Below are 24097 nucleotides of genomic sequence, written 5' to 3'. Positions count from 1 at the left end.
TGACGCATTTCACGTGGCAAATTCAACAAACTGGGTAGGATAAGCCACCTGCCATGCCCAGTTCACATCAACACGCGCATGGTTACTTATTCACAGGATAAGGTCATGGCTGCTCTGCATTCATCTGGAAATAGTATCACCATTCGTGATGTGGCCTCGCGGGCTGGCGTTTCGCTGGCTACGGTATCCCGTGTCCTCAATAACAGCGCTGCTATTCGGCCAGAAACGCGCGCCGCAGTGCTGAAAGCGGTGTCAGAACTGGGCTACCGCCCAAATGCTAATGCACAAAAACTGGCAACACAAAGTAGCGATACTGTCGGTGTGGTGGTGATGGATGTCTCTGATCCCTTTTTTGGTGCCTTGGTGAAAGCGGTAGACACCGTAGCCCAACGACATCAAAAATATCTGTTGATTGGTAATAGCTACCACCAGGCCGATAAAGAGCGTCATGCCATTGAAGTGCTACTGCGTCAACGCTGTAATTCATTGGTTGTTCACGCTAAGGCATTGAGTGACGGTGAGTTAATCGCTTTTTTAGACCAGGTTCCAGGTATGGTTCTGATTAATAGGATTATTCCTGGGTTTGAGCACCGTTGTGTAGGATTAGACAATGTTAGCGGTGCGCAAATGGCATGCCGTTTACTGCTTAAACAAGGGCACCAACGTATCGGTTTTCTCGGTTCCAACCACCCCATTGATGATGTTATCCAGCGTCAAACGGGTTACCTAAATGCGCTTGAGACCGCCGGTATCACTGCTCCTGACAGTTGGCGAGCATTTGGTACTCCTGATCTGGCTGGGGGGGAGCGTGCCATGATTGACTTGCTGGGGCGCAATTTACAGCTCAGTGCGGTGTTTGCCTATAACGACTCAATGGCTGCTGGTGCGCTGGCGGTGTTGAAAGAAAACGGTATCAGTGTCCCTGAGCAGTTTTCGCTGGTGGGCTTTGATGATATCCCTATTGCCCGCTATACCAGCCCCAAATTGACCACAGTGCGTTATCCTATTGTTTCTATGGCAACTTTAGCCACCGAGCTGGCACTTGAAGGGGCCAGTCATCCGCCAGACCCGCACGCGGCTTATTGTTTTAAACCCACATTGGTACCGCGTCATTCTGTCGCAATTTGTGGGGTCGCTCACTAGTTACGTATTTATTCTTGTGTAACCGTTTTCAATCTGTGAGAAAATTCACAGATTCTTAACAACGGCCCGTCTATGCTCTAGTTGTTTTCTACCTGAATGTATCAATATGTCATCGGTTACCGGATAAAAAAACACACGGTAGCGGGTTTTAGAATAGTAATTTACAAACACGCGTTCCGCAGATGTTGAGTTTGTAAGTGGCATGGTTTTTGACGACTCAGGCGGCTTTCTCGGAGTGGAGTGCGCTCAAGGACGATAGATATTCAGTGTCAGCAGCTTTGAACGATGGGTCTTTCTCACGTTAAGGCGACGGTGTTATCACCCTGTACTACCCTACATAAACCCGGAGATACAAATGAATAAGAAGGTTTTCACATTAGCGACCCTGGTTGCCAGCATGATGTTTGGCGCGGCTGCTCAAGCTGATACCCGTATTGGTGTCACTATTTATAAATATGATGACAACTTTATGTCCGTGGTCCGTAAAGCTATCGAGAAAGATGCTAAAGCATCTCCTGACGTTACCTTACTGATGAATGACTCCCAAAATGACCAGTCCAAGCAAAACGATCAGATTGACGTATTGCTGGCTAAAGGTGTGAAAGGGCTAGCCATTAACCTGGTCGACCCAGCAGCAGCACCGGTTGTTATTGATAAAGCACGCGGCAACGATGTGCCGATCGTGTTCTATAACAAAGAACCTTCACGTAAGGCATTGGATAGTTACGATAAAGCTTACTATGTAGGGACTGACTCTAAAGAGTCTGGTGTTATTCAGGGTGAGCTGATTGCGAAACACTGGAAAGCCAACCCAGCATGGGATCTGAATAAAGATGGCAAAATCCAATTTGTGCTGTTGAAAGGCGAGCCGGGTCACCCAGACGCTGAAGCACGTACAACTTATGTCATTAAAACGTTGAATGAAAAAGGTCTGCCGACTCAACAATTGCAGTTAGATACTGCAATGTGGGATACCGCGCAAGCTAAAGATAAAATGGATGCCTGGTTATCTGGCCCTAACGCCAACAAGATCGAAGTGGTTATTGCTAACAACGATGCGATGGCGATGGGTGCAGTAGAAGCCTTGAAAGCCCATAACAAAACCAGTATTCCAGTATTTGGTGTTGATGCCTTGCCAGAAGCGTTAGCGCTGGTGAAATCAGGCCAAATGGCCGGTACCGTATTGAACGATGCCAACAATCAAGCTAAAGCAACTTTCGATTTAGTTAAAAATCTGGCTGCCGGTAAACCTGCTGCTGAAGGGACTAACTGGAAAATCGAAAACAAAATCGTACGTATTCCGTATGTAGGTGTTGATAAAGATAACCTGGCTGAATTTACTAAATAACAGCCTGTCGTGATAGGTGGTGCCCAAAGCCGTGTCAGTGCTAAGGGTAAAGCAGTAATTATTAACCTTCTGGCCCCGATATTGGGTAACCAGCACCGGGGCCGAAGGTTTTTTTGCATTGATCCTTATTTTGAATATGCACTTATCGGCGAATAAGGTATTTATTTCGCAGGTGAGTGGCAATTCTTAGCCAGGTATAACTATGGCCGATATTAATACAGCACAACCCCGTGAGTGGTTGCTGGAAATGAGTAATATCAATAAATCATTTCCGGGTGTAAAGGCGTTAGATAACGTAAATCTTAAAGTGCGGCCAAGTTCGATCCATGCATTAATGGGAGAAAATGGTGCAGGTAAGTCAACGCTATTAAAATGTCTGTTTGGTATCTATAAAAAAGACTCCGGGAGTATTCTCTTTCAGGGGCAAGAAATAGAATTTAAAAGCTCTAAAGAAGCATTAGAGCACGGTGTCTCTATGGTTCATCAGGAATTAAACCTGGTGTTACAACGTACAGTGATGGACAACATGTGGCTGGGTCGTTACCCAACCAAAGGTTTTTTTGTCGATCAAGATAAAATGTACAAAGATACCAAAGCTATCTTTGATGAATTGGATATTGATATTGATCCCCGCGATAAAGTCGCAACATTATCAGTATCTCAAATGCAAATGATCGAGATTGCCAAAGCATTCTCTTATAACGCCAAAATCGTCATTATGGATGAACCGACCTCTTCATTAACTGAGAAAGAGGTTAATCATCTATTTACGATTATTCGTAAATTGAAAGAGCGTGGCTGCGGCATTGTTTATATCTCTCACAAGATGGAAGAAATATTCCAACTGTGTGATGAAATCACTATTTTGCGTGATGGTCAGTGGATTACTACCCAGCCGCTGGAAGGGCTGACCATGGATCAGATAATCTCAATGATGGTGGGGCGCTCACTGAGTCAGCGTTTCCCTGATCGCCTGAACACGCCGGGTGAAGTCATTCTGGAAGTGAAAAATCTGACCTCGCTGCGCCAACCCTCGATCCGTGATGTCTCCTTTGATTTGCATAAAGGCGAGATTTTGGGGATTGCTGGCTTGGTTGGGGCCAAGCGCACCGATATTGTTGAAACCTTATTTGGTATCCGCGAAAAAGTGGCCGGGACCATTAAGTTACATGGCAAAAGTATTAATAACCATAGTGCCAATGAAGCCATTAATCATGGGTTTGCACTGGTAACTGAAGAGCGCCGCTCAACCGGGATTTACGCTTATCTCGATGTGGGTTTTAATTCCCTGATCTCTAATATCCGTAACTATAAAAATAAATTTGGGCTGCTGGATAATACGCGCATGAAGAGCGATACCCAATGGGTTATCGATGCGATGCGTGTAAAAACGCCCGGTCACCGTACCAGTATTGGCTCTTTATCCGGTGGTAACCAGCAGAAAGTAATTATTGGCCGTTGGCTACTGACTCAACCAGAAATATTAATGTTGGATGAGCCGACTCGAGGTATTGATGTCGGTGCTAAGTTTGAAATCTATCAGTTAATGACTGAATTAGCGAAGAAAGACAAAGGGATTATTATTATCTCCTCTGAAATGCCTGAGCTACTAGGGATCACTGACAGAATTTTAGTAATGAGTAATGGTCAGGTTGCGGGAATTGTTGATACTAAGCAAACCACGCAAAATGAAATATTACGTCTTGCATCCTTGCATCTCTAATCTAGTCGAAGGTTCTTATTATGAATGCGTTAAATAAGAAAAGTATGCTCACTTACCTTAAAGAGAGCGGGATTTATGTGGTGTTGTTCGTATTACTGGCAATTATTATTGTTAAGGATCCGACGTTTTTAAGTCTGATGAACTTAAGTAACATTCTAACCCAATCATCGGTGCGTATTATTATCGCACTGGGTGTGGCAGGGCTGATTGTTACCCAAGGGACCGACCTGTCAGCCGGCCGTCAGGTAGGTTTGGCGGCGGTAGTTGCGGCGACCATGTTGCAAGCAATGGATAACGTTAATAAAGTTTTCCCTGATTTACACACAGTGCCGATTCCGATTGTTATTTTAACCGTCTGTCTGATTGGTGCGATTATTGGTTTGGTCAACGGTATTATCATTGCTTACCTGAATGTGACTCCATTTATTACCACATTAGGTACGATGATTATCGTCTACGGGATTAACTCCCTGTATTACGATTTCGTTGGCGCATCACCGATTGCAGGTTTTGATCCGGCATTCTCAACCTTTGCTCAAGGGTTCTTACGATTTGGTGATTTCAAACTGTCTTATATTACCTTCTATGCTTTGATTGCTATCGGCTTTGTCTGGGTGCTGTGGAATAAAACTCGCTTTGGTAAGAATATTTTTGCCATCGGCGGTAACCCGGAAGCGGCAAAAGTTTCTGGTGTGAATGTGCCACTAAACTTGATCATGATCTATGCCTTGTCCGGTGTGTTCTATGCTTTCGGCGGTATGTTGGAAGCAGGCCGTATCGGTAGTGCGACTAACAACCTTGGCTTTATGTACGAGTTGGATGCGATTGCCGCCTGTGTGGTGGGCGGTGTGTCCTTTAGTGGTGGTGTTGGTACCGTTATCGGCGTAGTGACAGGGGTAATTATCTTTACCGTTATTAACTACGGATTAACTTATATCGGTGTGAACCCTTATTGGCAGTATATTATTAAAGGTGCGATCATTATCTTTGCCGTCGCATTAGACTCACTGAAATACGCTAAGAAGAAATAATCGGTTATTGTGAATTAACGTAACAGCCAGTCAGGGGTAAACCCGACTGGCTGTTACGTTATGGGTGTCACTTTTATTCACGTCATTTCGTCAAATTTGTCGATATCAATGGCGCTATTGACTCAATGAGCTGGATTGCGCAGATAAATAATCCAATAGGTCAGGCCAACCAATAACCCACCACCAATAATATTGCCGATAGTCACCGGGATTAGATTATCGATAATAAAGTTATTTAGGGTCAGCGCAGAAAATTGATCCGGGGTAGCATTAATTGATAGCCAGAACCCCGGTGATGCATAATCGCGGATGACAATAGCTAATGGGATCAAAAACATATTGGCAATGCTGTGTTCAAAACCGCTGGCGACAAACATGCCGATAGGCAGTAACATCACCACAATTTTATCCGTCAAAGTATGGCCGGAATAGCTCATCCATACTGCCAGACAGACCATTAGATTAGCCAGAATCCCCAAACACACCGCTTCTACAAACGTATGATGCAATTTGTGTTCGGCAGTTTGCAACACATTCAAGCCCCATAAACCATTTGCCGCCGTATGCTGACCGGCAAACCAAATCAATGCCACAAAGAACAGTGCACCAATAAGATTACCGAAATAGACATTCACCCAATTACAGATTAATTGCCGCCAACTGATTTTGCCACTGGCTTTAGCCACCACAATGAGTACTGTGGATGTGAATAAATCAGCCCCACAGATAATCACTAAAATCAGACCAAGAGAGAAACACAGGCCGCCTACCAACTTTGCCAACCCAAATGCCACCACGCCAGCAGTGCCGGTTGTTGCTGTAATGTAGAAGACAAAAGCGATAGAGATGAATACACCGGCAGTCATGGCTAAATAAAAGGTGGTGGCCGGATTCTTAGTGGCTTTATATATACCGACTTGCTCTGCCAGTTTTGCCATATCAATCGGAAGCCGCAGATCAAAGGGATTTTCAATGCTCATTGATAACTCCTTACTTATTATTTTATCGGTGTAGGGGAATGAAAACTAAATATTAATAAATTATTTTCCTGACCTAAATGTAATGCATTTTTCATACCAGGCATTCATTGAGCGGTTTTTACTGTTGCATTTTGTATTTTTCCTAAAATTGCTTTTTTTCGAATCAGATATTAATACGTATCTTTTATTTCGATATGTATTTATTTATATAGCGCCAGTTGTGATTTGATACTCCATATGTGGTGAGTATCACATGTAACCTAATGTTTTTATTTATCTTACGATGAAAATGAGACGTAATTTCAACTGATTGGTAAGATGGATAAATTGCGGAGAAATAGTTTGTTAACCCAGATCAAGCTTATCGGCTGTTGATATATATTTGTTCAGTTTAATACCTTAAAGTAGTGATCATTTTTCTGGGCTTAATAACGACGTTTATGGATAGAGCAAAAAAACTACCCCGTCCCACATTGGCTCAAGTTTGGCAAGATACACTGTTCACGGTATCAAAAAAGTTATTATTGCTACGGGATATAACCGATTTAGTGAATGAACTCAGAAAGCTCTCTTTTTCTGTGGTGCGTTTTCAGCGGGTCAATTTATTATTGCTTAACCCTCTTTATAACCAAAATACCCTTTATACCCATGACGATGCGACCAACAGGGTGCAGGGATCGCAAAATATCTTGTTTGCCGAAGGCCCCGGTGGCTTAGCCTGGCAGCAGCAGACGCCTTTGCAGACTGACCATCGCCGTATGCAAAGGGAGTTTTCTGCTGTTTGTGATTTGATTCCCTATCAGGAATTGCACTCTGGCTGCCATTTTCCCTTGGGCCATGACAATCATTGGTCAGGCTGTATTGAATTTATTAAAACTGATGACAGTGAGTTTGATGAACAAGCAGTTACTTTTCTGGGGTTACTGGCAGATGTAGTGGCAATTGCCGTTGATAATATTGCTGAGATTAATCGGGCATTTTCCGAGCGTGAAAAACTGCGCTTTGAGCGCGACCATTATCGGATTTTAGTGGATGTGACCAATACGGTTATTTCTAAGCTGGAATTGGATGTATTAGCGGCAGAGGTTTCAAAAGAGATACATCGATTTTTTAATATTGATTACATTAGCTTAGCGCTGTGCGGTACCCATAAGGATAAAAATAAGTTAAATGTATTCTCTACCCGCTACCAGAGTGGTAAGGCCGTACAGTATCAGCAGGCATGGGTGGATATTACCGGCACTTTGGCTGGGCAGGTTTTACAGAGCAAAGCGTTATTGTTGGTTAATTTGGCTGATATCTCTCTTTTAGCACCGGATGATAAGCAACTGGCAAATATGCTGGATGAAGGGTTACAAGTTGTTTGCCTGTTGCCGCTTTTTTTCGGTCACAAAATGTTAGGTGTTTTGAAACTGGCACAATGTCAGAGTGATATTTTCACTGATAGCAATGTAAAACTGTTGCGCCAAATTGCAGCTCGTATTGCCATTGCGGTTGATAACGCGCTGGCCTACAACGAAATTACCCGCCTAAAAGATTCGTTGGTAAATGAAAATCTCTATCTAACGGACCAGATTATTCATAATGAAGAGTTTGGCGAGATAATCGGTAATAGTGCAGGGATTAAAGCAGTACTGGAACAAGTTGAGATGGTGGCTTCCAGTGATTGTACCGTATTGATCCTGGGGGAAACCGGCACCGGCAAAGAGCTGATTGCCCGGGCTATTCATAATTTGAGTACCCGCAAGAATAAACGCATGGTGAAAATGAACTGTGCAGCCATTCCATCGGGATTGATGGAAAGTGATCTGTTCGGTCATGAGAAGGGGGCTTATACCGGTGCATCATCACAGCGTATTGGCCGGTTTGAAATGGCTGACGGCGGCACACTATTTCTTGATGAAGTGGGCGATATTCCTCTGGAACTACAGCCTAAATTATTACGTGTATTGCAAGAGCGGGAAATAGAACGCCTTGGCGGCAGTAAAATTATTCCGGTGGATGTTCGCCTAATTGCTGCGACCAATCGTGATTTAAAATTGATGATGGTGAATCGCGAATACCGCAGCGACCTTTATTATCGTCTTAATGTTTTTCCGATTGTGATCCCTCCGCTGCGTGAGCGGCCGGAAGATATACCGTTGCTGGTGAAATTCTTTACTCAGAAAATAGCCAAACGGATGAATCGCACTATCGACACAATTCCTGGTGAAACATTACGTTTGCTCAGCCGTTTACCGTGGCCAGGCAATATTCGTGAATTGGAAAATGTTATTGAGCGGGCGGTCATCCTTAGCCGTGGTACTACGCTGAATTTGCAGTTACAAGAGCTGGAATATCATCTGTCACCGCTAGAGGTTACTAAACCTGTGGCAGAAAGGGTTGTGCATAAAACCTTATTACCTGAAAGTGAAGAGCCTGAATCTTCAGAGTCTGAGCGCGCGCAAATTGTTCGGGTATTACGTGAAACCAACGGCGTGGTTGCTGGGCCAAAAGGGGCTGCCATTAAGTTAGGGCTAAAACGCACCACCTTGTTATCACGGATGCAGCGGTTAGGAATATCAGTAAAAAGTATCGAAGATGAAGATGGGATGGATTAACTCATTTATTTGCTTCGAATAAAACTAATATCTATTTACCGAATACCGTGTTGAACCAAGCAGTGCCAAACCCTTCTACCTGAACGCGGCGTCGCGAGCAAAGCCAGTCTGGGCGCGCTCAGCGCACAGCCACCGGAGTGTACATATAAGTACATGACGGTGGCGAGCACTGCGTAAACCCAGAATGGCAAAGCGCAGTAGCCGTTAACCGATCACCCCACTTCGGCTTCTCTACGTAACCGCGCCTTCAACTGACTGTATTCCTGTTGCACATAGTTTTCTGCCCACGTCTGATCTGGGATGGCTTCCAGCTTCACCGCGCAATATTTATATTCCGGTGTTTTGGAAATCGGATCCAGATGGTCCAGCGTCAGCTCATTACAGGCACCAATCCACCACTGGTAGGTCATATATACCGCGCCGACATTAATACGTTCACTGACTGAGACCCGCGTGATAACTTTACCGCGACGGGATTCTACCCATACCAGTTGTTGATCCTGCAAGCGCATTTTATCTGCATCCTGCGGGCTGATTTGTACATAACCCGGTTCATCGGCCAGCGTTTGTAGTGCGGAACAGTTGCCAGTCATCGAACGGCAGGAGTAGTGGCCGACTTCACGCACGGTACACAACACCAGCGGATATTGCTCATCCACAAGTTCCATTGGCGCACGCCATTCACTGGCAAATAACAACCCTTTGCCGCCAGGACGGTCAAACTTATTACCGGCATACAACCAGGGTGTACCGGGGCTGTCTTCAGTGGTACATGGCCATGGGATATAGCCCAAACCTGCCATTTTCTCGTAGGTTGCGCCATAGTACAGCGGGCACAACTCACGCAGTTCATCCCAAATCTCTTTGGTATTGTTATATTTCATCGGATAGCCGAGTGCGGTCGCCATCAGACTAATAATTTCCCAATCTGGTTTTACATCACCTTGTGGTTCAACCGCTTTTTCAAACCGCTGGAAACCACGGTCTGCCGCAGAATAGACCCCTTCATGTTCACCCCACGAGGTGGCGGGGAAGATAACATCCGCCTCGGCTGCGGTTTTAGTCATAAAGATATCTTGCACAATCAGCAGTTCTAATTCGCTGAAGGCTTCACGCATCATGGACAAATCCGGTTCGGTCTGGAGTGGATCTTCGCCCATCACGTAGTTGGCTTTAATTTTCCCCTCTTTCACTTTATGTGGAACATCGGTCAGCGAGTAACCGACTTTATCGGACAGGGATGGTACCCCCCAGGCTTTGGCAAATTTTTCCAGTGTGGCGGGATCGGTCACAGATTGATAACCCGGATACATATTTGGCAATGCGCCCATATCGCAGGCACCCTGCACGTTGTTTTGCCCGCGTACCGGACCAACACCGACATTCGGGCGCCCCAGATTACCGGTTAACAGTGCCAGTCCTGACAACCCTTTCACGACATCTACGCCCTGGCCCCACTGAGTGACACCCATCCCCCACAAGATGGTGGCTGAAGGGGCGGCGGCATAGATACGCATGGCTTCACGAATTGATTTCGCCGGCAGGCCAGTAATGCTTTCGACATATTCCGGGGTGTATTTGGCGACGATTTCACGGTACTCGTCGAAGCCCTCGGTATAGCGTGAGACATAATCTTTATCGTACAGCTCTTCAGTGATCAACACATTGGCAAAGGCATTTACCAGTGCCATATTGGAGCCGTTTTTCAGGGGTAACCAGAGATCTGCAATACGCGCCGTTTCGATATGGCGTGGATCGCAGACAATCACTTTCGCGCCTTTTTCTTTGGCTTTCAGAATACGGCGGGCCACGATCGGATGGGAGTCAGCGGCGTTGTAGCCAAACACTAAAATACATTTGGTATCTTCAATCTCGCAGATTGAATTACTCATCGCGCCATTACCCAATGTCACTTGCAGCCCGGCGACCGACGGGCCGTGGCAAACACGGGCGCAGCAGTCAATATTGTTGCTGCCGGTAACCGCACGGGCAAATTTCTGCATCACATAGTTGGTTTCATTGCCTGGGCCACGGGATGAACCGGTATGCATAATGGCTTCCGGGCCATATTTTTCTTTGATTGCCCGCAGTTTACTGCTAGCAAACTCAATCGCTTCATCCCAGGATACCGCCTCCAGCTTGCCGCCTTTTTGGCGACGGATCATCGGCTGTTTAAGGCGCGGAGTTAGCAATTTGGTGTCATTGAGAAAGTCCCAACCATAGTAGCCTTTCAGACACAACTCACCCTGATTGGTGACGCCATTTGCGCCTTCAGCGCCAACCACTTTGCCATTCTCAACCAGCAAATTGATTTTGCAGCCGGAGCCACAGTACGGGCAGACCGTTAATGCTTTTTTCATAATAATTACCCTTCGTTCTTGGAGCCGCAGCCTTATTGACTAAAAGCTCATTTCGTTGGCTTCATCTAAAGCAGCACGCATCTGTTTTTTGCGCAGCATGGCCTGCATGGTGTCGCGGCCAATCATGTGCAGCGCCTGCGTTGGGCAAACGGAGATACACGCCGGGCCGGCGGCTTGCCCTTCGCACAAGTCACATTTCTGTGCTTCGGCTTTCAGGCAGAATCCTTGTGAGAGGCCGTTAAACATCACTTCGACCTGTTTGGTCACGACGCTCATCGCACCATACGGGCAGGCAACGACACAGGTTTTGCAGCCAATGCATTTTTCCTGCAACACTTGAATACTGTCCGCTGCCCGAACAATTGCGCCGTTCGGGCAAACATTGGCACAAGGGGCATCTTCACAGTGCCGACACATAATGGCGGTACTGACATTTAGCCCTTTAACCACCTTCAGCCGAGGCGCGAAATTGGCTTTAGTTAGCGTGTCCAGCTTGCCACCGTTGTGTGCCAGCACGCAGGCCACCTCACAGGTGCGGCAGCCAATACACTTTTTGGGGTCTGCGATTATGAACCGGTTCATTGTGTTCTCTCCTTCCCCTTCATCTTTCAAGTTGCAGATGTGTTGGCTGCACTTGCTTACCCGAATCACTTACTTGAGTAAGCTCATCGGGACTCACTCGCTTGCCGCCTTCCTGCACCTTGAAATCTATTGGGGATAAATATCTTCATCTTTCAAGTTGCAGATGTGTTGGCTGCACTTGCTTACCCGAATCACTTACTTGAGTAAGCTCATCGGGACTCACTCGCTTGCCGCCTTCCTGCACCTTGAAATCTATTGGGGATAAATATCTTCATCTTTCAAGTTGTAGGTGTGTTGGCTGCACTTGCTTACCCGAATCACTTACTTGAGTAAGCTCATCGGGACTCACTCGCTTACCGCCTTCCTGCACCTTGAAATCTATTGGGGATAAATTGATAGATCTGGCAGATTCACGTTTAGAACAGCTAATCTGGCTCATTACCTTACATACTGCATGGTTTATGCCAACTTGAAGTGGTCAGGTAAAAGTGAATAAATGTGATTGTTTTATAAAGGATTAGTGGATGCTGATGTGGGCGGGGAGGTTAACAGGAAACTGTCGGCTGGCATGACGTCGGCAAATTTGACGACGGCATGCCGTCATTTCGCTATAAATGCGCGAAACCACCGTCACCTTGCCAGTGTGGCAGTTGTTGATACACCGTTTCTACCGCCTGTTTTACTGGCTCGGTCATTGGGAAGTAAAACGCTACTAAGGTGGGTTGAATCCCTACAAAAATGACTTCGCTAATATCTTCCTTTAACTGATCAATTAGAAAGTTGAGCGGTAAATTATGGGTGCTCATGATAAACATTTCGGCAATTCGCTCAGGGTCAATGATGCGAATCTCACCCGGCGGCAGCTCCATATCGGCAGCATCGACAATAACTAATCGCGTCGGTTGCAATGCGCGAATACGATGCACCACATTTTCCGGTGCCGAACCACCGTCAATCACCTGCCAGTCAATCAGTGGTTGTTGTGTCATGCGTTCAGCCAGTAGTGGGCCTGCGCCGTCATCGCCCATCATGCTGTTGCCAACGGTTAACACCAGATTGAGGGCGGTGGTGTGAGTGGCGGGGGGATGTGGCATGTTCATGGGCGGCGTTTCACCATTAAATAGATGGCAGGTTCCTGCTCGATATCGTACAGGGTTTGCAGCAGTTGTTGGCTCCATGGCTGGTGGAGTGAGGCGGAGTTTTCAGCCAGTGGTGCGAAGGCTTTTGCCAATAACTGGGTATGGGTACTGTCGATGGTGATTTCACCAAACTTCAGTAAACCGGCCATCTTGCGGTGAGCCTCGCCGGCGGGCAACTGAGCAAACCATTGTTCATATTCTGCCAGCGGGCATTCCATGATGGCTTTTAAGCAATCAATCACCCCCACATGGTGGCCGATAGCCAGTGAGTAATACATCACTTGTTGTGCTTGCTCGGGCATATCGTCATCACTGTCGAGGAACTTCTGATTCAGTGCATAGAAAATAACCTTAGCGGACATCAGCTTTGCCTCCCGCCAATTGTATCAGGGCAATGTGTTGCAGGTTGGCGAATATCTCGCTCAGACGCGGATCATCTTGTTGGCGCAGGTAGTTCTGGCAGCGCTGTTCAAATTCCGGTAATGGCTGATTGACCAGCAGCGACAAGAAACTGTCGGTGATTTCCCGCCCCTGGCGATAGCCGGCCATACGGCGCGCTTCACGCTCCAACAGCACTCGCAGATTGAGCGGTGCATCGGGGTGAATCAGCGCGACGCGTTCATCGGCACTCTCCTGATGCTCTTCGCCTTTCAGTTTTTGCTCCAGCAGACCCAATGCCACGGCAAAACCATAGATGGTTGCGGCTGGGGTCGGCGGGCAACCGGGAATGTACACATCAATCGGTACGATGGTATCGCTGCCACCCCAGACACAGTACAGGTCATGGAAGATGCCACCACCACAACCACACGCGCCGTAAGAGACGCAGATTTTTGGGTCAGGTGCCGATTCATAAGCACGCAGTGCCGGTGTGCGCATGGCGCGAGTAACCGCACCGGTAAACAGCAAAATATCCGCGTGGCGGGGGGAGGCGACTACTTTGATACCAAAGCGCTCGGTGTCGAACAGTGGGGTGATTGAGGAGAAAATCTCAATCTCACAGCCGTTGCAGCCACCACAATCCACCCGATAGACATAGGCGGAGCGCTTGATATCTTTCAATAATTTACTTTTTAACTGGGCAACCGAGGGATCAAGTGCGATCGGTTGACTAACATGGTGCCCCCAGCCCGGTTTTAATGAATGTGGTTGGCTCATAGCTTGCCCCTCCCTTCGCTATGCTGATCCAGCATGACGTTGTTATTAATAACGATATTCTGTTTGCGCTTACACTCAGGGCAAGTTTCAAAATGTGGCCGCTGCTGCTCGACATCCTCGGCCGCCATCCCGGAATGAATCAGCAGTGCCATGACATAATCCACTTCTTTTTTCGGTGCAAAGGGTTGCTGGCATTGCTGGCAATGGGCAAGGGTAAAACTGGCGCGCTGATACAAATCCGCTTTGTTGAAGACGGCCAGTTCAAACTCTTGTGATAACACAATGGCGCGGGTCGGGCAGACCTCCTCACAGCGGCCACAAAAAATGCAACGCCCGAGAAATAACTGCCACTGACGAGTGCCGCTAGCAAGATCGGTTTCCATGGTTAGCGCATTGGCAGGGCAGGCCATGGTACAAGCACCACAGGCGATACATTGCTCGGCATCATATTGCGGTTTGCCGCGAAAACCGTGGCTGACCTCAAGCGGCTTAAACGGGTATTTCACCGTGGTGTCGCCCACTTTCAGGATGGTTTTAAACAGTTTGAACATTCTTCATCCCTCTATTTGAGCGGCGAATGGGTGCGCTCAATGCCATAACGCTCGATCTCTTTGTACGGCACAGTGACGGATTTTTGCTTGCGCACATCCACCAGAGTGACCCGGTCAGTACAGGAGTAGCAGGGATCGAGGCTGCCGATAATCAGGGGCGCATCGGAGACGGTATTGCCGCGCAACATATAACGCAGCACCGGCCAATTGGCGTAAGTTGCCGCACGGCAGCGCCAGCGGAATAGCTTCTGGTTGTCGCCGGTCATGCTCCAATGCACATCTTCGCCACGTGGTGCTTCCGAGAACCCGAGGGCGAACTTGTAAGGTTGGTAATTGACTTTTTCTTCCAGCAGCGGCCCGCCGGGCATATGGTTCAGGCCATATTCAATCATCACCAGCGAGTCAAAGAACTCGCGCACCCGCACCAGCAGGCGGGAGTGGACATCGCAGCCATCAAGGGTAAACAACTCTTTGGGCACATTGGCATAGTTGGCGTAGCTGTGGTCATGGCGCATATCACGCGCATAGCCACTGGCGCGGATCATTGGGCCGACCGGACTGAAATCGCGGGCGATTTTGCGATCAAGCAGGCCCACCCCCACGGTACGTTGTTCGATATTGGCGGTGCTCATCAACATATCCACTAACTGGCCGATATCGGCACGCATCTCCGAGACCAATTGCAGCGTTTTGATGCGATCCGCTTTCAGGATATCGCGGCGGACGCCACCAATCAGATTCAGACCATAGGTTTTACGTGCGCCAGTGAGCATCTCAGCAATCGTCATCGCTTTTTCACGCACGCGGAAGAACTGCATAAAACCGGTATCGAAACCAACAAAGTGACAAGACAAACCGATATTGAGCAGATGGCTGTGCAGCCGCTCTACTTCAAGCAAAATGGTGCGGATCATCTGTGCCCGTGGCGGCACGATAATGCCCAAAGCATTTTCAATGGAAGAGGTGTAGGCCACGCTGTGGGTGAAGCCACAGATGCCGCAGATGCGATCTGACAGGAAGGTGACGTCGTTGTAACCCATGCGAGTTTCGGCCAGTTTCTCCATGCCACGATGGACATAAAATAGGCGGTAATCGGCATCAATAATATCTTCGCCGTCGACAAACAGCCGGAAGTGACCCGGTTCGTCAGAGGTAATATGCATTGGGCCAATAGGCACCACCCGGCTACTGCTGCCTGCTTCGTTTTCAAACTGATAGGTTTCTGTATCGCTGGTGGGCGTGGGGCGCTGGCGATAGTCCATGGTGTCTTTACGCAACGGATAGAGGTCATCTGGCCAATCATCGGGCAGCACTAAACGGCGCTCATCAGGCAGACCAACCGGTTGCAGACCATACATATCGCGTACTTCTCGCTCGCCCCAGACGGCGGCAGGTACCCGAGGTGTGACTGACGGGAACTCCGGTCGTTCGGGGCTGATAAGTGCTTTGACAATCACCCAGCACTTATCGCCATACTGCTTACCGGTCTCTTCGCCATATTGTTCACGGCCTTCCATCGACAGCACATAGTAAATGGCAAAATAGCCATTCAGGCTGCGTTCATCATTACCAAACAGCACCGACAACCAGCCACCTTGTTGATAATAAAGGTGCTCTACCACATCGGGCAGGCTATTTAGTTTGATGGTAATGGTCAGTTGATCAGGGGTTTGCCACTCTTCATCTAAAATCGCCGCAGGAAATTGTTCACGCAGGCGGGCTACATAGGCTGCACCCAGCTTTTCACCGCTGTGTGGATGGCTTGACACCGGCTGACCTGAACCCGGAATAGCTGAAATAGGGGTTTCGCGAGTCACGTTACATCTCCTGACGATTCGGGGTTAGTTGCACCGCACTATGGCTTTGTGCAACGGATGGAATGGGCTGAGTTACGGGTTGCGGTGGAGAGAGGTGCTGCCACGGCAGCATAAATTGTTGCTGGGTTGGCTCACTGCCATCGTTATTGAGAACAATCTGGGCCGCATCGGTCAATAAACGGGTCACTGGAGCCGGAATATGCACGCCAAGCAACAGCATCAACAACAACAGTATCGCCATCGGCGCGGTGGTCAGAATACCCAGTTCGCCTTTGCTGACCGCTGCCGGTGGTGTTCCCAACACGGTGTTGGCTATCATGCGTACCAATCCGGCCAGTACCAGTGTTAGTAGCAAGAGCAGGGCGATAACCAGCCAAATATGGCCGGCGTCAATCGCGGCAGCCACCACCATAAACTCACTGATAAATACGTTAAACGGCGGCATCCCGGCCAGCGCTAATGCGCCACCAGCCAGTAACACCGCAGTCAGCGGTGCGACGCGGATAATGCCTTTAATCGCGCCCATATCCCGCGTGCCGTATTTCAATAACACATTGCCGGAACCACAGAACAGCAAGGTCTTAGCCAGGCTGTGATTCAAGGTGTGGAACAGTGCTGCCAGCACACCTAGCGGGCCGCCAATGCCCAGCGCAACCGCAATTAACCCCATATTCTCGACGCTGGAATAGGCCAGTAAACGCTTCATATCGCGCTGAGCCAGAATAAAGAAGGCGGATACCGCAACCGACATCATGCCGAACACCAACAGCAGCATTTGTGGGAAATGTGGCCCGATGGCGGCGCTGATAATGATGTAGTAACGGATGATAACCAGCAGGGCGCAGTTAAGCAGTACGGCGGATAACAGGGCGCTGGTGGGGCTAGGAGCTTCACTGTGGGCATCCGGTAGCCACGAATGCATTGGGAACAGCCCGGTTTTGGTACCGAAGCCAATCAGGATAAAGACAAACGCCAGATGCATCAGGCTGGGGTCCAACTCTTTAGCGTGTTCAGAAACCACGGTCCAGAAGATAGCACTGCCCGGATCTGCCAGCACATTCGCGGCATTGGCATATACCAGCACTGTGCCGTACAACCCGAATGCCACACCGACGGTACAGATAATAATGTACTTCCACGCCGCCTCCAGTGAGGAGCGCTGCCCGTATAATCCCACCAAAAAGGCTGAGCTGAGGGTAGTGGCTTCAATACCAACCCACATCAGGATCAGGTTATTACTGGTGACCACCAACAGCATGGTGAACAGGAACAGATGGAAGAAACCGTAGTAGTTGCACAGCGTGCCAACTGTGATTTCGCCATTATTCACTTCATGGCGCATATAGCCAAGGGAATAGAGACCGGTGATAAAGCCGATAATGCCCAGAATAGCGAGGAACAGCGCGCTGAGACTATCGATATGCAGCCAATTATGCGCCGCCAGAATCTCCCCGCCCAGCGCAACCCGACACACTACCGTCAGCGCCACCACTAGCAACACAGTGATGCCGGTAAAATGCACCCAAGTGGTTGCCATCCGTGCGGCACTGCCTAACGCCCGGCAAGCGAACGCGAGCAATGAGGCTATTAGAGGTATCGCCAGCAGCAACAACAGCAGGTCAGTATTACTCATTTCATTACCCCTTTAGCGCCGTCAGTTGTTTAACATCCAGCGTGTGCAGCGTGCGGTAAATCTTGCGCGCCATGAGCGTCATCACAATCACCGCGAAGATGGCATCGGTGGCAACGCCAATCTCGACCAATTCCGGTGCGCGGAAGGCCAGCAGCGCCAGCATCAGATGAGCCCCGTTCTCCATCAGGCAATAGCCAAAGATATTTTTCAGAATATTGCGTTGGGTGACGATACACAGCAGGCCAATCAGGAAATGCCCCAATGAGACGGCCAGCGCCGGTTTCAGTGCGCTGACCATGGGCAGTTGCACCGGTTCAACCACGAAGTAGCTCAGCAAGATAATGATGGCGGCGATAAAAATCAGGCTGGCGGTACCAATGATGCCGCCATTGGCTTTGGGATCGTCCATTTGGCGAAAAGCGCGATACATAATCCACGGCACCAGCACCACTTTGGTGACAAAGGCACTCAGCGACCACAGGTACAGCTCGTGGGCACCCAAGGTTTCAGCCAGTACCAGAAAAATCAGCACCAGTACCAGTGACTGCAAGGCATAAAGCAGCGCCGAAGTGGCGGGTTTCTTGGCGATGATTACCAGTAGTGAGGTAATGATCAGCAGCCCTGCGAGGTTATTTACGACCAAATTATTGACAAGAAGTGTTCCGGTCATTTTCTACTCCCTTATCCGAGCCAGGCGACAGCAATAAAGCTTGAGCACACCGACATAATCACCAGAATCACCAATACCCCCTGCATCGCCAGTGGCAGCGGTTTGGCGCAGGCGACCTCTGGTGATGGTTTACCGGGTACGGTTTGCCCGAACCAGTAGAGGAACCAGCCAAAGCTCGCTACCGATTCAAGTAGTGCCAGCACCAGCAGAGGTATCAGTAGCCAATGTTCGTGAGAGAGCGAGAAGCCAGCGGCAAAAATAGGGAATTTGCTGAAGAAGCCATTAAAAGGTGGCACCCCAGTGATTGCCAGTGCAGCGACACAGAACCCCACGCCCAGTAGTGGCATTTTGCCCATGATGCCTTTGAGTTTGGGTAACATACGAGTACCGCAGCTATAGCTCAGCGCACCTGCCACTAAGAAGAACAGACTCTTGGCAAACGCATGGTTAAAGATGTAGGCAATGCCGCCATCAAAGGCCATTTTTGAGCCATAGATAGCCAACGACAGAGCGAAGAAGATGTAAGACAACTGGGTGATGGTGGAGTAGGCCAGCAGCCGCTTCATATCTTTTTGTGGCAGATACATAAAGAAGCCATAGATCAGCGTAATCACTGCCATCACCATGCCCACGGTGCCAATTATTTGGGGTACATCGCCAGCGGAATAAATAGCGCGGGCAAAGATATAAACCCCCACTTTGACCATCGAGGCGGCGTGCAGGTATGAACTGACCGGCGTCGGGGCTTCCATCGCATCCGGTAACCAGATATGCAGTGGCAACTGGGCGGATTTCCCCCAAGCGGCAAACAGGATGCCGCCGAACACTATGATTTTGGTGCTGTTGTCTAATTGCGCCAGTGCCGTTAGGGCAAAGGTGCCGGTATTAACCAGTAACACCGCGGCCGCCAGATACAAGCCGATAGCCGCAACATGGGTTACCAGCAGCGCTTTGAGTGCCGAGCGCAGTGACTTCTGACTCTGGTAGTAACCAATTAATCCCCACGAACAACCGCCGGTGATTTCAAAGAAGAACAACTGACCCAGCAGAGTGGATGACAATACCAACCCGGCCATTGCACCGATAAATACCAGCAACAGGGCGTAGTAGCGGTTAGTGCCTTCGTGCGGGTGCTCGCGATTACCCAGGGTCAGATAACCGGTGGAATAGATACTGACCAACAGCCCAAGAAAGACGACGGCGAAAGCAATCAAGGTACTGATGCGGTCGATAGTCAGGCCAAACAGCGCCATATCGCCGTAGTGAATTAGATCAACCGTGACATCAATCTTCCCGCCACTTAAGTAGATATAGGCCAGCAACAGGGTTCCGAGAGTTGCCAGTAGTGAAAAGAAAGTACAGGACCATTTTGCCCATTGCTGTGGCAAGCAGGCCGTGAGGATGGCACCGGCAAATGGGACCAGAATGGTCGCAAGGGCGATGTTCATTAGGGCGATATTCATAAGAGCCATGTTCTCCATGATGGGTTTATTAGCTCCTTAAAGACCTGTGAGATAGAAAACCAGGGACAAGGCAGCAACACCAAACCCCAGCCAGGTAACACGGGAGGTCAACAGGAAGCGCCCACGGGCGATACTGTTTTCCACGATGGAGGCCAGTACAAACACCACCACCAGCTTGATAATGCAGGCCAGTAGCGCCCACAACAGGCCAAATCCAGTGAGTACTGCCAGCTTGCCGAACGGGATAAACACGGCGAGGAACAGTTGTGCCACCACCACTTGTTTCAGGCTGATGCCCCATTTGACCAGACCCAGCGCGGCACCTGAGTATTCGGTTAGCGGCCCTTCTTGTAACTCTTGCTCAGCTTCGGCGACATCAAACGGGATTTTGCCCATCTCGATAAACACGGCGAAACCACAGGCCAGTAACGCCAGCGCGGTTGCGGTCGGCGATTGCCAGTGGCCGGTCGAGAGTGCAGTACTGATGGTGCCGATATTGGTCGAACCGGCGATTAACCCCACTACCAGTAGCGACAGAATCAGTGTCGGTTCCACCAGCACACCAAGGGTTAACTCACGGCTGGCACCGATACCGGCAAAGATGCTGCCGCTATCCAGACCGGCCAGTGAGAAGAAGAAGCGGAACAGCGCGAACAGATAAAGCAGGGCTATCAGGTCTCCTGCCACGCCAAATGGCGATGCTAGCGTGAAAATGGGCAGCGCCATCGCAATCAGCAACATGCTGCCTAATAACACATAAGGCATCAGACGGAAGATGATGCCTGCATTCGCCGGTGCTACATCCTGACGTTTTAACAGTTTGGCTAAATCACGATAGTCTTGTAGCACGCCCGGCCCGCGGCGTGAGTGCATGCGGGCTTTTACCATGCGCGAAATACCCGACATCAATGGTGCCAGCGCCAGCATGAAAAGCGCCTGCCCAATGGCGAAGGCAATCATAGAGACCGCAGGCATATCAGTAGTTGGCATTGCTCGTCTCCTTAAATAGCCGCGATTATCAGCAGGGTAACCAGTGCGGCGACCACATACAGACAGTAGAGGCGGAAATCACCCTGTTGTAGCCATTGAATACGCTGGCTGAGCCATTGGATCAGGCGAATAAGCGGGGCCACAATTTTGTCGTCCCATAGCGGCTCTACCCGCCCGGCACCACTGATCGAGTGCTCAAGAGCACGTTGCATCATCGGTGCGGGGGAGAGGGTTTTACGCATTCGATAGAGTGGGGCAAACATCATCCGCAAGGGTTGAGTAAAACCACCGGCGGAGACGGTCATTGCTTGTTCGTAGGCATAACCACAGGCCCATGGGTCACCGCCATGGCGAAATGCCAGACGGCTGCCTTTGCAGAGACTGGCTATCAGTAAAATCACCAGTGGCAGGATTAATAAGCCGAAGAAGATGTAGAGGGTAGACAGCATCGCTTGAGAACTGTGTTGTGGGAACAACAGCGGCCCTTGTGCAACCTGTAAAGTCTGTGCCGCAGGGGCCGCTATCAGGCTACTGGCAATGCGGGCAATCACCGGTGCTACCTCGGTGGCACCAATCCCCAATGCCAGGCACAGCAGGGCCAGCAACAGCATGGCTGCCGTCATTGGCCACGGCACTTCCCGCGCCTGTGCGGCTTTTTCCGTGCGCGGTAGGCCGCAGAAGCTAATGCCGTAGACTTTAACGAAGCACATGGCCGCCAGCGCGCCGGTAATTGCCAGCATGACGATGGCAATCGGTCCGGCCAGACGAATAATAAATCCACCATCTTTGGTCATAGTAAATAACGATTGATAGGTGAACCATTCACTGACAAAACCATTGAAGGGCGGCAGCGCTGAAATTGCCATACATCCCACCAGAAACGCCAGTGCGGTATACGGCATCATCCTTGCCAGCCCACCCATCTTTTCCATATCTTTGGTGTGCACCCGGTAGATAACGGCGCCAGCGCCAAGGAACAATAACCCTTTGAATACTGCATGGTTAAGCAGATGGTAGAGTGCACCCAGTAGGCCAAGGGCGGCCAATATAGGCTGGTGGCCCGCGATACCTATCATGCCAACCCCAACGCCCATCAGAATAATGCCGATGTTTTCAACTGTGTGATAAGCCAGCAGCCGTTTGATATCGTGTTCGGCTAATGCATACAGCACTCCCAGTACCGACGACACTGCACCAAAGGCCAGCACCACCACTCCCCACCATATTTGGCTGGCACCGAGTAAATCGATACCAACCTTGATGATGCCGAAGATACCAATTTTTACCATCACGCCGGACATCAAGGCCGAGGCATGAGATGGGGCTGCGGGATGGGCGCGTGGGAGCCAGCCATGTAATGGCAGCATCCCAGCTTTGGCACCAAAACCGAAGAAAGCCAGCAGGAAGATAACGGAAGCCATCACCGGCTCTGGATGCACCTGCCGGAAGGCGGAAAATTCCAGGCTGCCGCTCTGGCGGTACAATAAGAAGAAGGCAATCATGATTAACACGGAACCGGCGTGGGCAATCAGAAAGTAGAGTAGGCCGGCGCTGATAGCATCGTCGTCTTGATCGGAAATTACCAAGAAGTAGGAAGCCAATGACATCATTTCAAAGAAAATAATAAAGTAGAAGGCGTTATCCACCACCACCAGTGCCACCATCGAGGCGATGAACAGGTTCATAAATACCCCCATTCCCCATGCCCCACGCCCTTTGTATTCCTGCACATAAGCCAGTGAATACAGCGAAGTGACCACCACTAGCAGTGAGATGACCATCAGCATAAAGGCCGCCAATGGATCAAGGCGCAGACTGAAGGCCGCGAAGGGGAAGGGTCCGGCGGTGATAAAGGTAATGATATCGCCCCCCAGTAAGGTTGGCGCGGCGGCAAACAAGCCAGCAACCCCACCCAGCAATGAAGCCAGCCCAGCGGCATAAATCGCCAGCGTTTCCCGGCGAGCCAAAAGTAGCGAAAGTAGCGCACCAGCCAGATAGAGCAGTAAGGAGAGCCACAGTAGCTCCAGAGAGTTCATCATCTTTTCTGCTCCTCGTGAGAGAGGGTGGGCGAGCTGTCCCCGGTGATAAAGGGCAGGTCGTTGGCAAACCCACGGGCCGCAGCGAGCCGTTTAGCCTGATTGGCTTGCTCGATGCTGTGTTCATCCACCAACATCAGTGCGTTAGTGGGGCAGACCCGTACACATTCCGGTCCCTGTGGTTGGAAGCTGCATAGGTCACATTTCACCGCAATGGCACGAACACCGGCCGTCCATGCCAGGAACGGGTTCATGTTGGCCGGGCTGAATGGCACATCAGACAGCTCGGTCATCGGAATATATTCAGGAAAGCTCTCCGGCACGGCTAATGGCTTACTGCCAGCGGGCGTAATTGCGCCAAACGGGCAGGCGATACCACAAAGCTTGCAGCCGATGCAGGTGGTTTCATCCAACTCAACGGCGTTATTGGTCAACGTGATGGCATTGACCGGACAAACTCGCGCGCACCATGCATCCTCGCAGTGGCGACAGAGAATCGGTGCTGTGACCGTGGCATTTCGCATCACGGTCAATCTGGGGTGCTCTTGTAAACCCTTGGCTTTATGCACCTGGCTGCAAGCAGCCATGCAGGTATTGCATCCAATACAAAGCCTCGACTCCGCAATGACAAAGCGGTTCATAGCCATACCCTCCGGGACAAAAATCTGGTGACAGTCAGGCTGATAGCAATCATTTCTAAGCTGCAAAGCATATTCTGTGCCAGCACGCCTGCTGCTGCTGTAAAAGAGCGGTGAAGGCACGCCTGCTGTGCATTGGGGCGGGGGGAGTAAATAGCGGAGATTTAAACGGCAGTGAAAATGGCGTAATTACGGTGGTTAAGTGTCGACATTAGTGACGAAACCGCCGCTCATC

Annotated in this window: 19 protein-coding genes; 5 read left to right on the top strand and 14 right to left on the bottom strand. The window is 49.6% G+C overall.

Annotation, left to right across the window (positions count from 1 at the left end):
• Window positions 1-105 precede the first annotated feature (105 nt).
• From galS to mglC, 4 genes are all read left to right on the top strand, one after another.
• The gene (galS, locus tag V1955_RS14615) at window positions 106-1143 is read left to right on the top strand and encodes an HTH-type transcriptional regulator GalS (RefSeq protein WP_420071964.1); all 1038 of its coding nucleotides are present in this window, start codon (window positions 106-108) and stop codon (window positions 1141-1143) included.
• Between the two features lie 355 nt (window positions 1144-1498).
• The gene (mglB, locus tag V1955_RS14610) at window positions 1499-2491 is read left to right on the top strand and encodes a galactose/glucose ABC transporter substrate-binding protein MglB (protein ID WP_372558441.1); all 993 of its coding nucleotides are present in this window, start codon (window positions 1499-1501) and stop codon (window positions 2489-2491) included.
• Window positions 2492-2693: 202 nt separating this feature from the next.
• Window positions 2694-4214, top strand: coding sequence for a galactose/methyl galactoside ABC transporter ATP-binding protein MglA (gene mglA / locus V1955_RS14605; RefSeq protein ID WP_372568901.1), 1521 nt, complete (start codon window positions 2694-2696; stop codon window positions 4212-4214).
• A gap of 20 nt (window positions 4215-4234) precedes the next feature.
• Window positions 4235-5245 (top strand): galactose/methyl galactoside ABC transporter permease MglC, encoded by a 1011-nt coding sequence (gene mglC, locus V1955_RS14600; protein ID WP_005187595.1) that lies wholly within the window; start codon window positions 4235-4237, stop codon window positions 5243-5245.
• Window positions 5246-5367: 122 nt separating this feature from the next.
• On the opposite strand, the gene focA is transcribed toward mglC, so the two are convergent.
• Entirely contained in the window at window positions 5368-6225 is an 858-nt protein-coding gene (focA, locus tag V1955_RS14595; RefSeq protein ID WP_083159385.1) for a formate transporter FocA, read from the bottom strand.
• Between the two features lie 440 nt (window positions 6226-6665).
• Here focA and flhA point away from each other — a divergent pair, with 440 nt between their 5' ends.
• On the top strand, window positions 6666-8825 hold the full coding sequence (flhA, locus tag V1955_RS14590; protein WP_442821086.1) for a formate hydrogenlyase transcriptional activator FlhA: 2160 nt from the start codon (window positions 6666-6668) through the stop codon (window positions 8823-8825).
• A gap of 212 nt (window positions 8826-9037) precedes the next feature.
• Here the strand turns inward: flhA and fdhF are convergent, their stop codons facing one another.
• The 13 genes from fdhF to V1955_RS14525 form a co-directional block, all read right to left on the bottom strand.
• Entirely contained in the window at window positions 9038-11185 is a 2148-nt protein-coding gene (fdhF, locus tag V1955_RS14585) for a formate dehydrogenase subunit alpha (protein ID WP_442821085.1), read from the bottom strand.
• Between the two features lie 39 nt (window positions 11186-11224).
• The gene (locus V1955_RS14580; protein ID WP_032906839.1) at window positions 11225-11767 is read right to left on the bottom strand and encodes a 4Fe-4S binding protein; all 543 of its coding nucleotides are present in this window, start codon (window positions 11765-11767) and stop codon (window positions 11225-11227) included.
• 608 nt (window positions 11768-12375) lie between these two features.
• Window positions 12376-12861, bottom strand: a complete 486-nt coding sequence (gene hycI / locus V1955_RS14575; RefSeq protein WP_083163776.1) for a hydrogenase maturation peptidase HycI — start codon at window positions 12859-12861, stop codon at window positions 12376-12378.
• 2 nt (window positions 12862-12863) lie between these two features.
• Window positions 12864-13268, bottom strand: a complete 405-nt coding sequence (locus V1955_RS14570; protein ID WP_442821084.1) for a formate hydrogenlyase maturation HycH family protein — start codon at window positions 13266-13268, stop codon at window positions 12864-12866.
• A complete protein-coding gene (locus V1955_RS14565) occupies window positions 13258-14064 on the bottom strand; it encodes an NADH-quinone oxidoreductase subunit B family protein (protein WP_372568905.1) in 807 nt (268 codons plus the stop codon). The genes V1955_RS14570 and V1955_RS14565 overlap by 11 nt, the downstream gene beginning before the upstream one ends.
• Window positions 14061-14615, bottom strand: a complete 555-nt coding sequence (gene hyfH / locus V1955_RS14560; RefSeq protein ID WP_372568906.1) for a hydrogenase 4 subunit H — start codon at window positions 14613-14615, stop codon at window positions 14061-14063. Before hyfH ends, V1955_RS14565 begins: the two co-directional genes overlap by 4 nt.
• Window positions 14616-14626: 11 nt before the next feature.
• Entirely contained in the window at window positions 14627-16432 is a 1806-nt protein-coding gene (locus tag V1955_RS14555) for a hydrogenase large subunit (protein ID WP_083159372.1), read from the bottom strand.
• A 1-nt stretch (window position 16433) separates the two neighbouring features.
• Complete coding sequence (locus tag V1955_RS14550; RefSeq protein WP_083159370.1) at window positions 16434-18065, bottom strand: hydrogenase 4 subunit F; 1632 nt, start codon at window positions 18063-18065, stop codon at window positions 16434-16436.
• Window positions 18066-18069: 4 nt separating this feature from the next.
• The gene (gene hyfE, locus V1955_RS14545; protein ID WP_083159369.1) at window positions 18070-18735 is read right to left on the bottom strand and encodes a hydrogenase 4 membrane subunit; all 666 of its coding nucleotides are present in this window, start codon (window positions 18733-18735) and stop codon (window positions 18070-18072) included.
• Between the two features lie 11 nt (window positions 18736-18746).
• Window positions 18747-20198: a hydrogenase 4 subunit D gene (locus tag V1955_RS14540; RefSeq protein ID WP_420073122.1), complete on the bottom strand. Its 1452-nt coding sequence runs from the start codon at window positions 20196-20198 to the stop codon at window positions 18747-18749.
• A 36-nt stretch (window positions 20199-20234) separates the two neighbouring features.
• On the bottom strand, window positions 20235-21188 hold the full coding sequence (locus V1955_RS14535) for a respiratory chain complex I subunit 1 family protein (protein ID WP_083159367.1): 954 nt from the start codon (window positions 21186-21188) through the stop codon (window positions 20235-20237).
• Window positions 21189-21199: 11 nt separating this feature from the next.
• A complete protein-coding gene (gene hyfB, locus V1955_RS14530; protein WP_442821083.1) occupies window positions 21200-23227 on the bottom strand; it encodes a hydrogenase 4 subunit B in 2028 nt (675 codons plus the stop codon).
• The gene (locus tag V1955_RS14525) at window positions 23224-23865 is read right to left on the bottom strand and encodes a 4Fe-4S dicluster domain-containing protein (RefSeq protein ID WP_032906844.1); all 642 of its coding nucleotides are present in this window, start codon (window positions 23863-23865) and stop codon (window positions 23224-23226) included. The genes hyfB and V1955_RS14525 overlap by 4 nt, the downstream gene beginning before the upstream one ends.
• Window positions 23866-24097 lie beyond the last annotated feature (232 nt).

It is taken from the genome of Yersinia sp. 2545 StPb PI, from assembly GCF_052217125.1.
Lineage (GTDB): Bacteria > Pseudomonadota > Gammaproteobacteria > Enterobacterales > Enterobacteriaceae > Yersinia > Yersinia enterocolitica_E.
The sequence above is the reverse complement of the archived record's forward strand: the minus strand, read 5'-3'. Positions and strand labels throughout refer to the sequence as shown.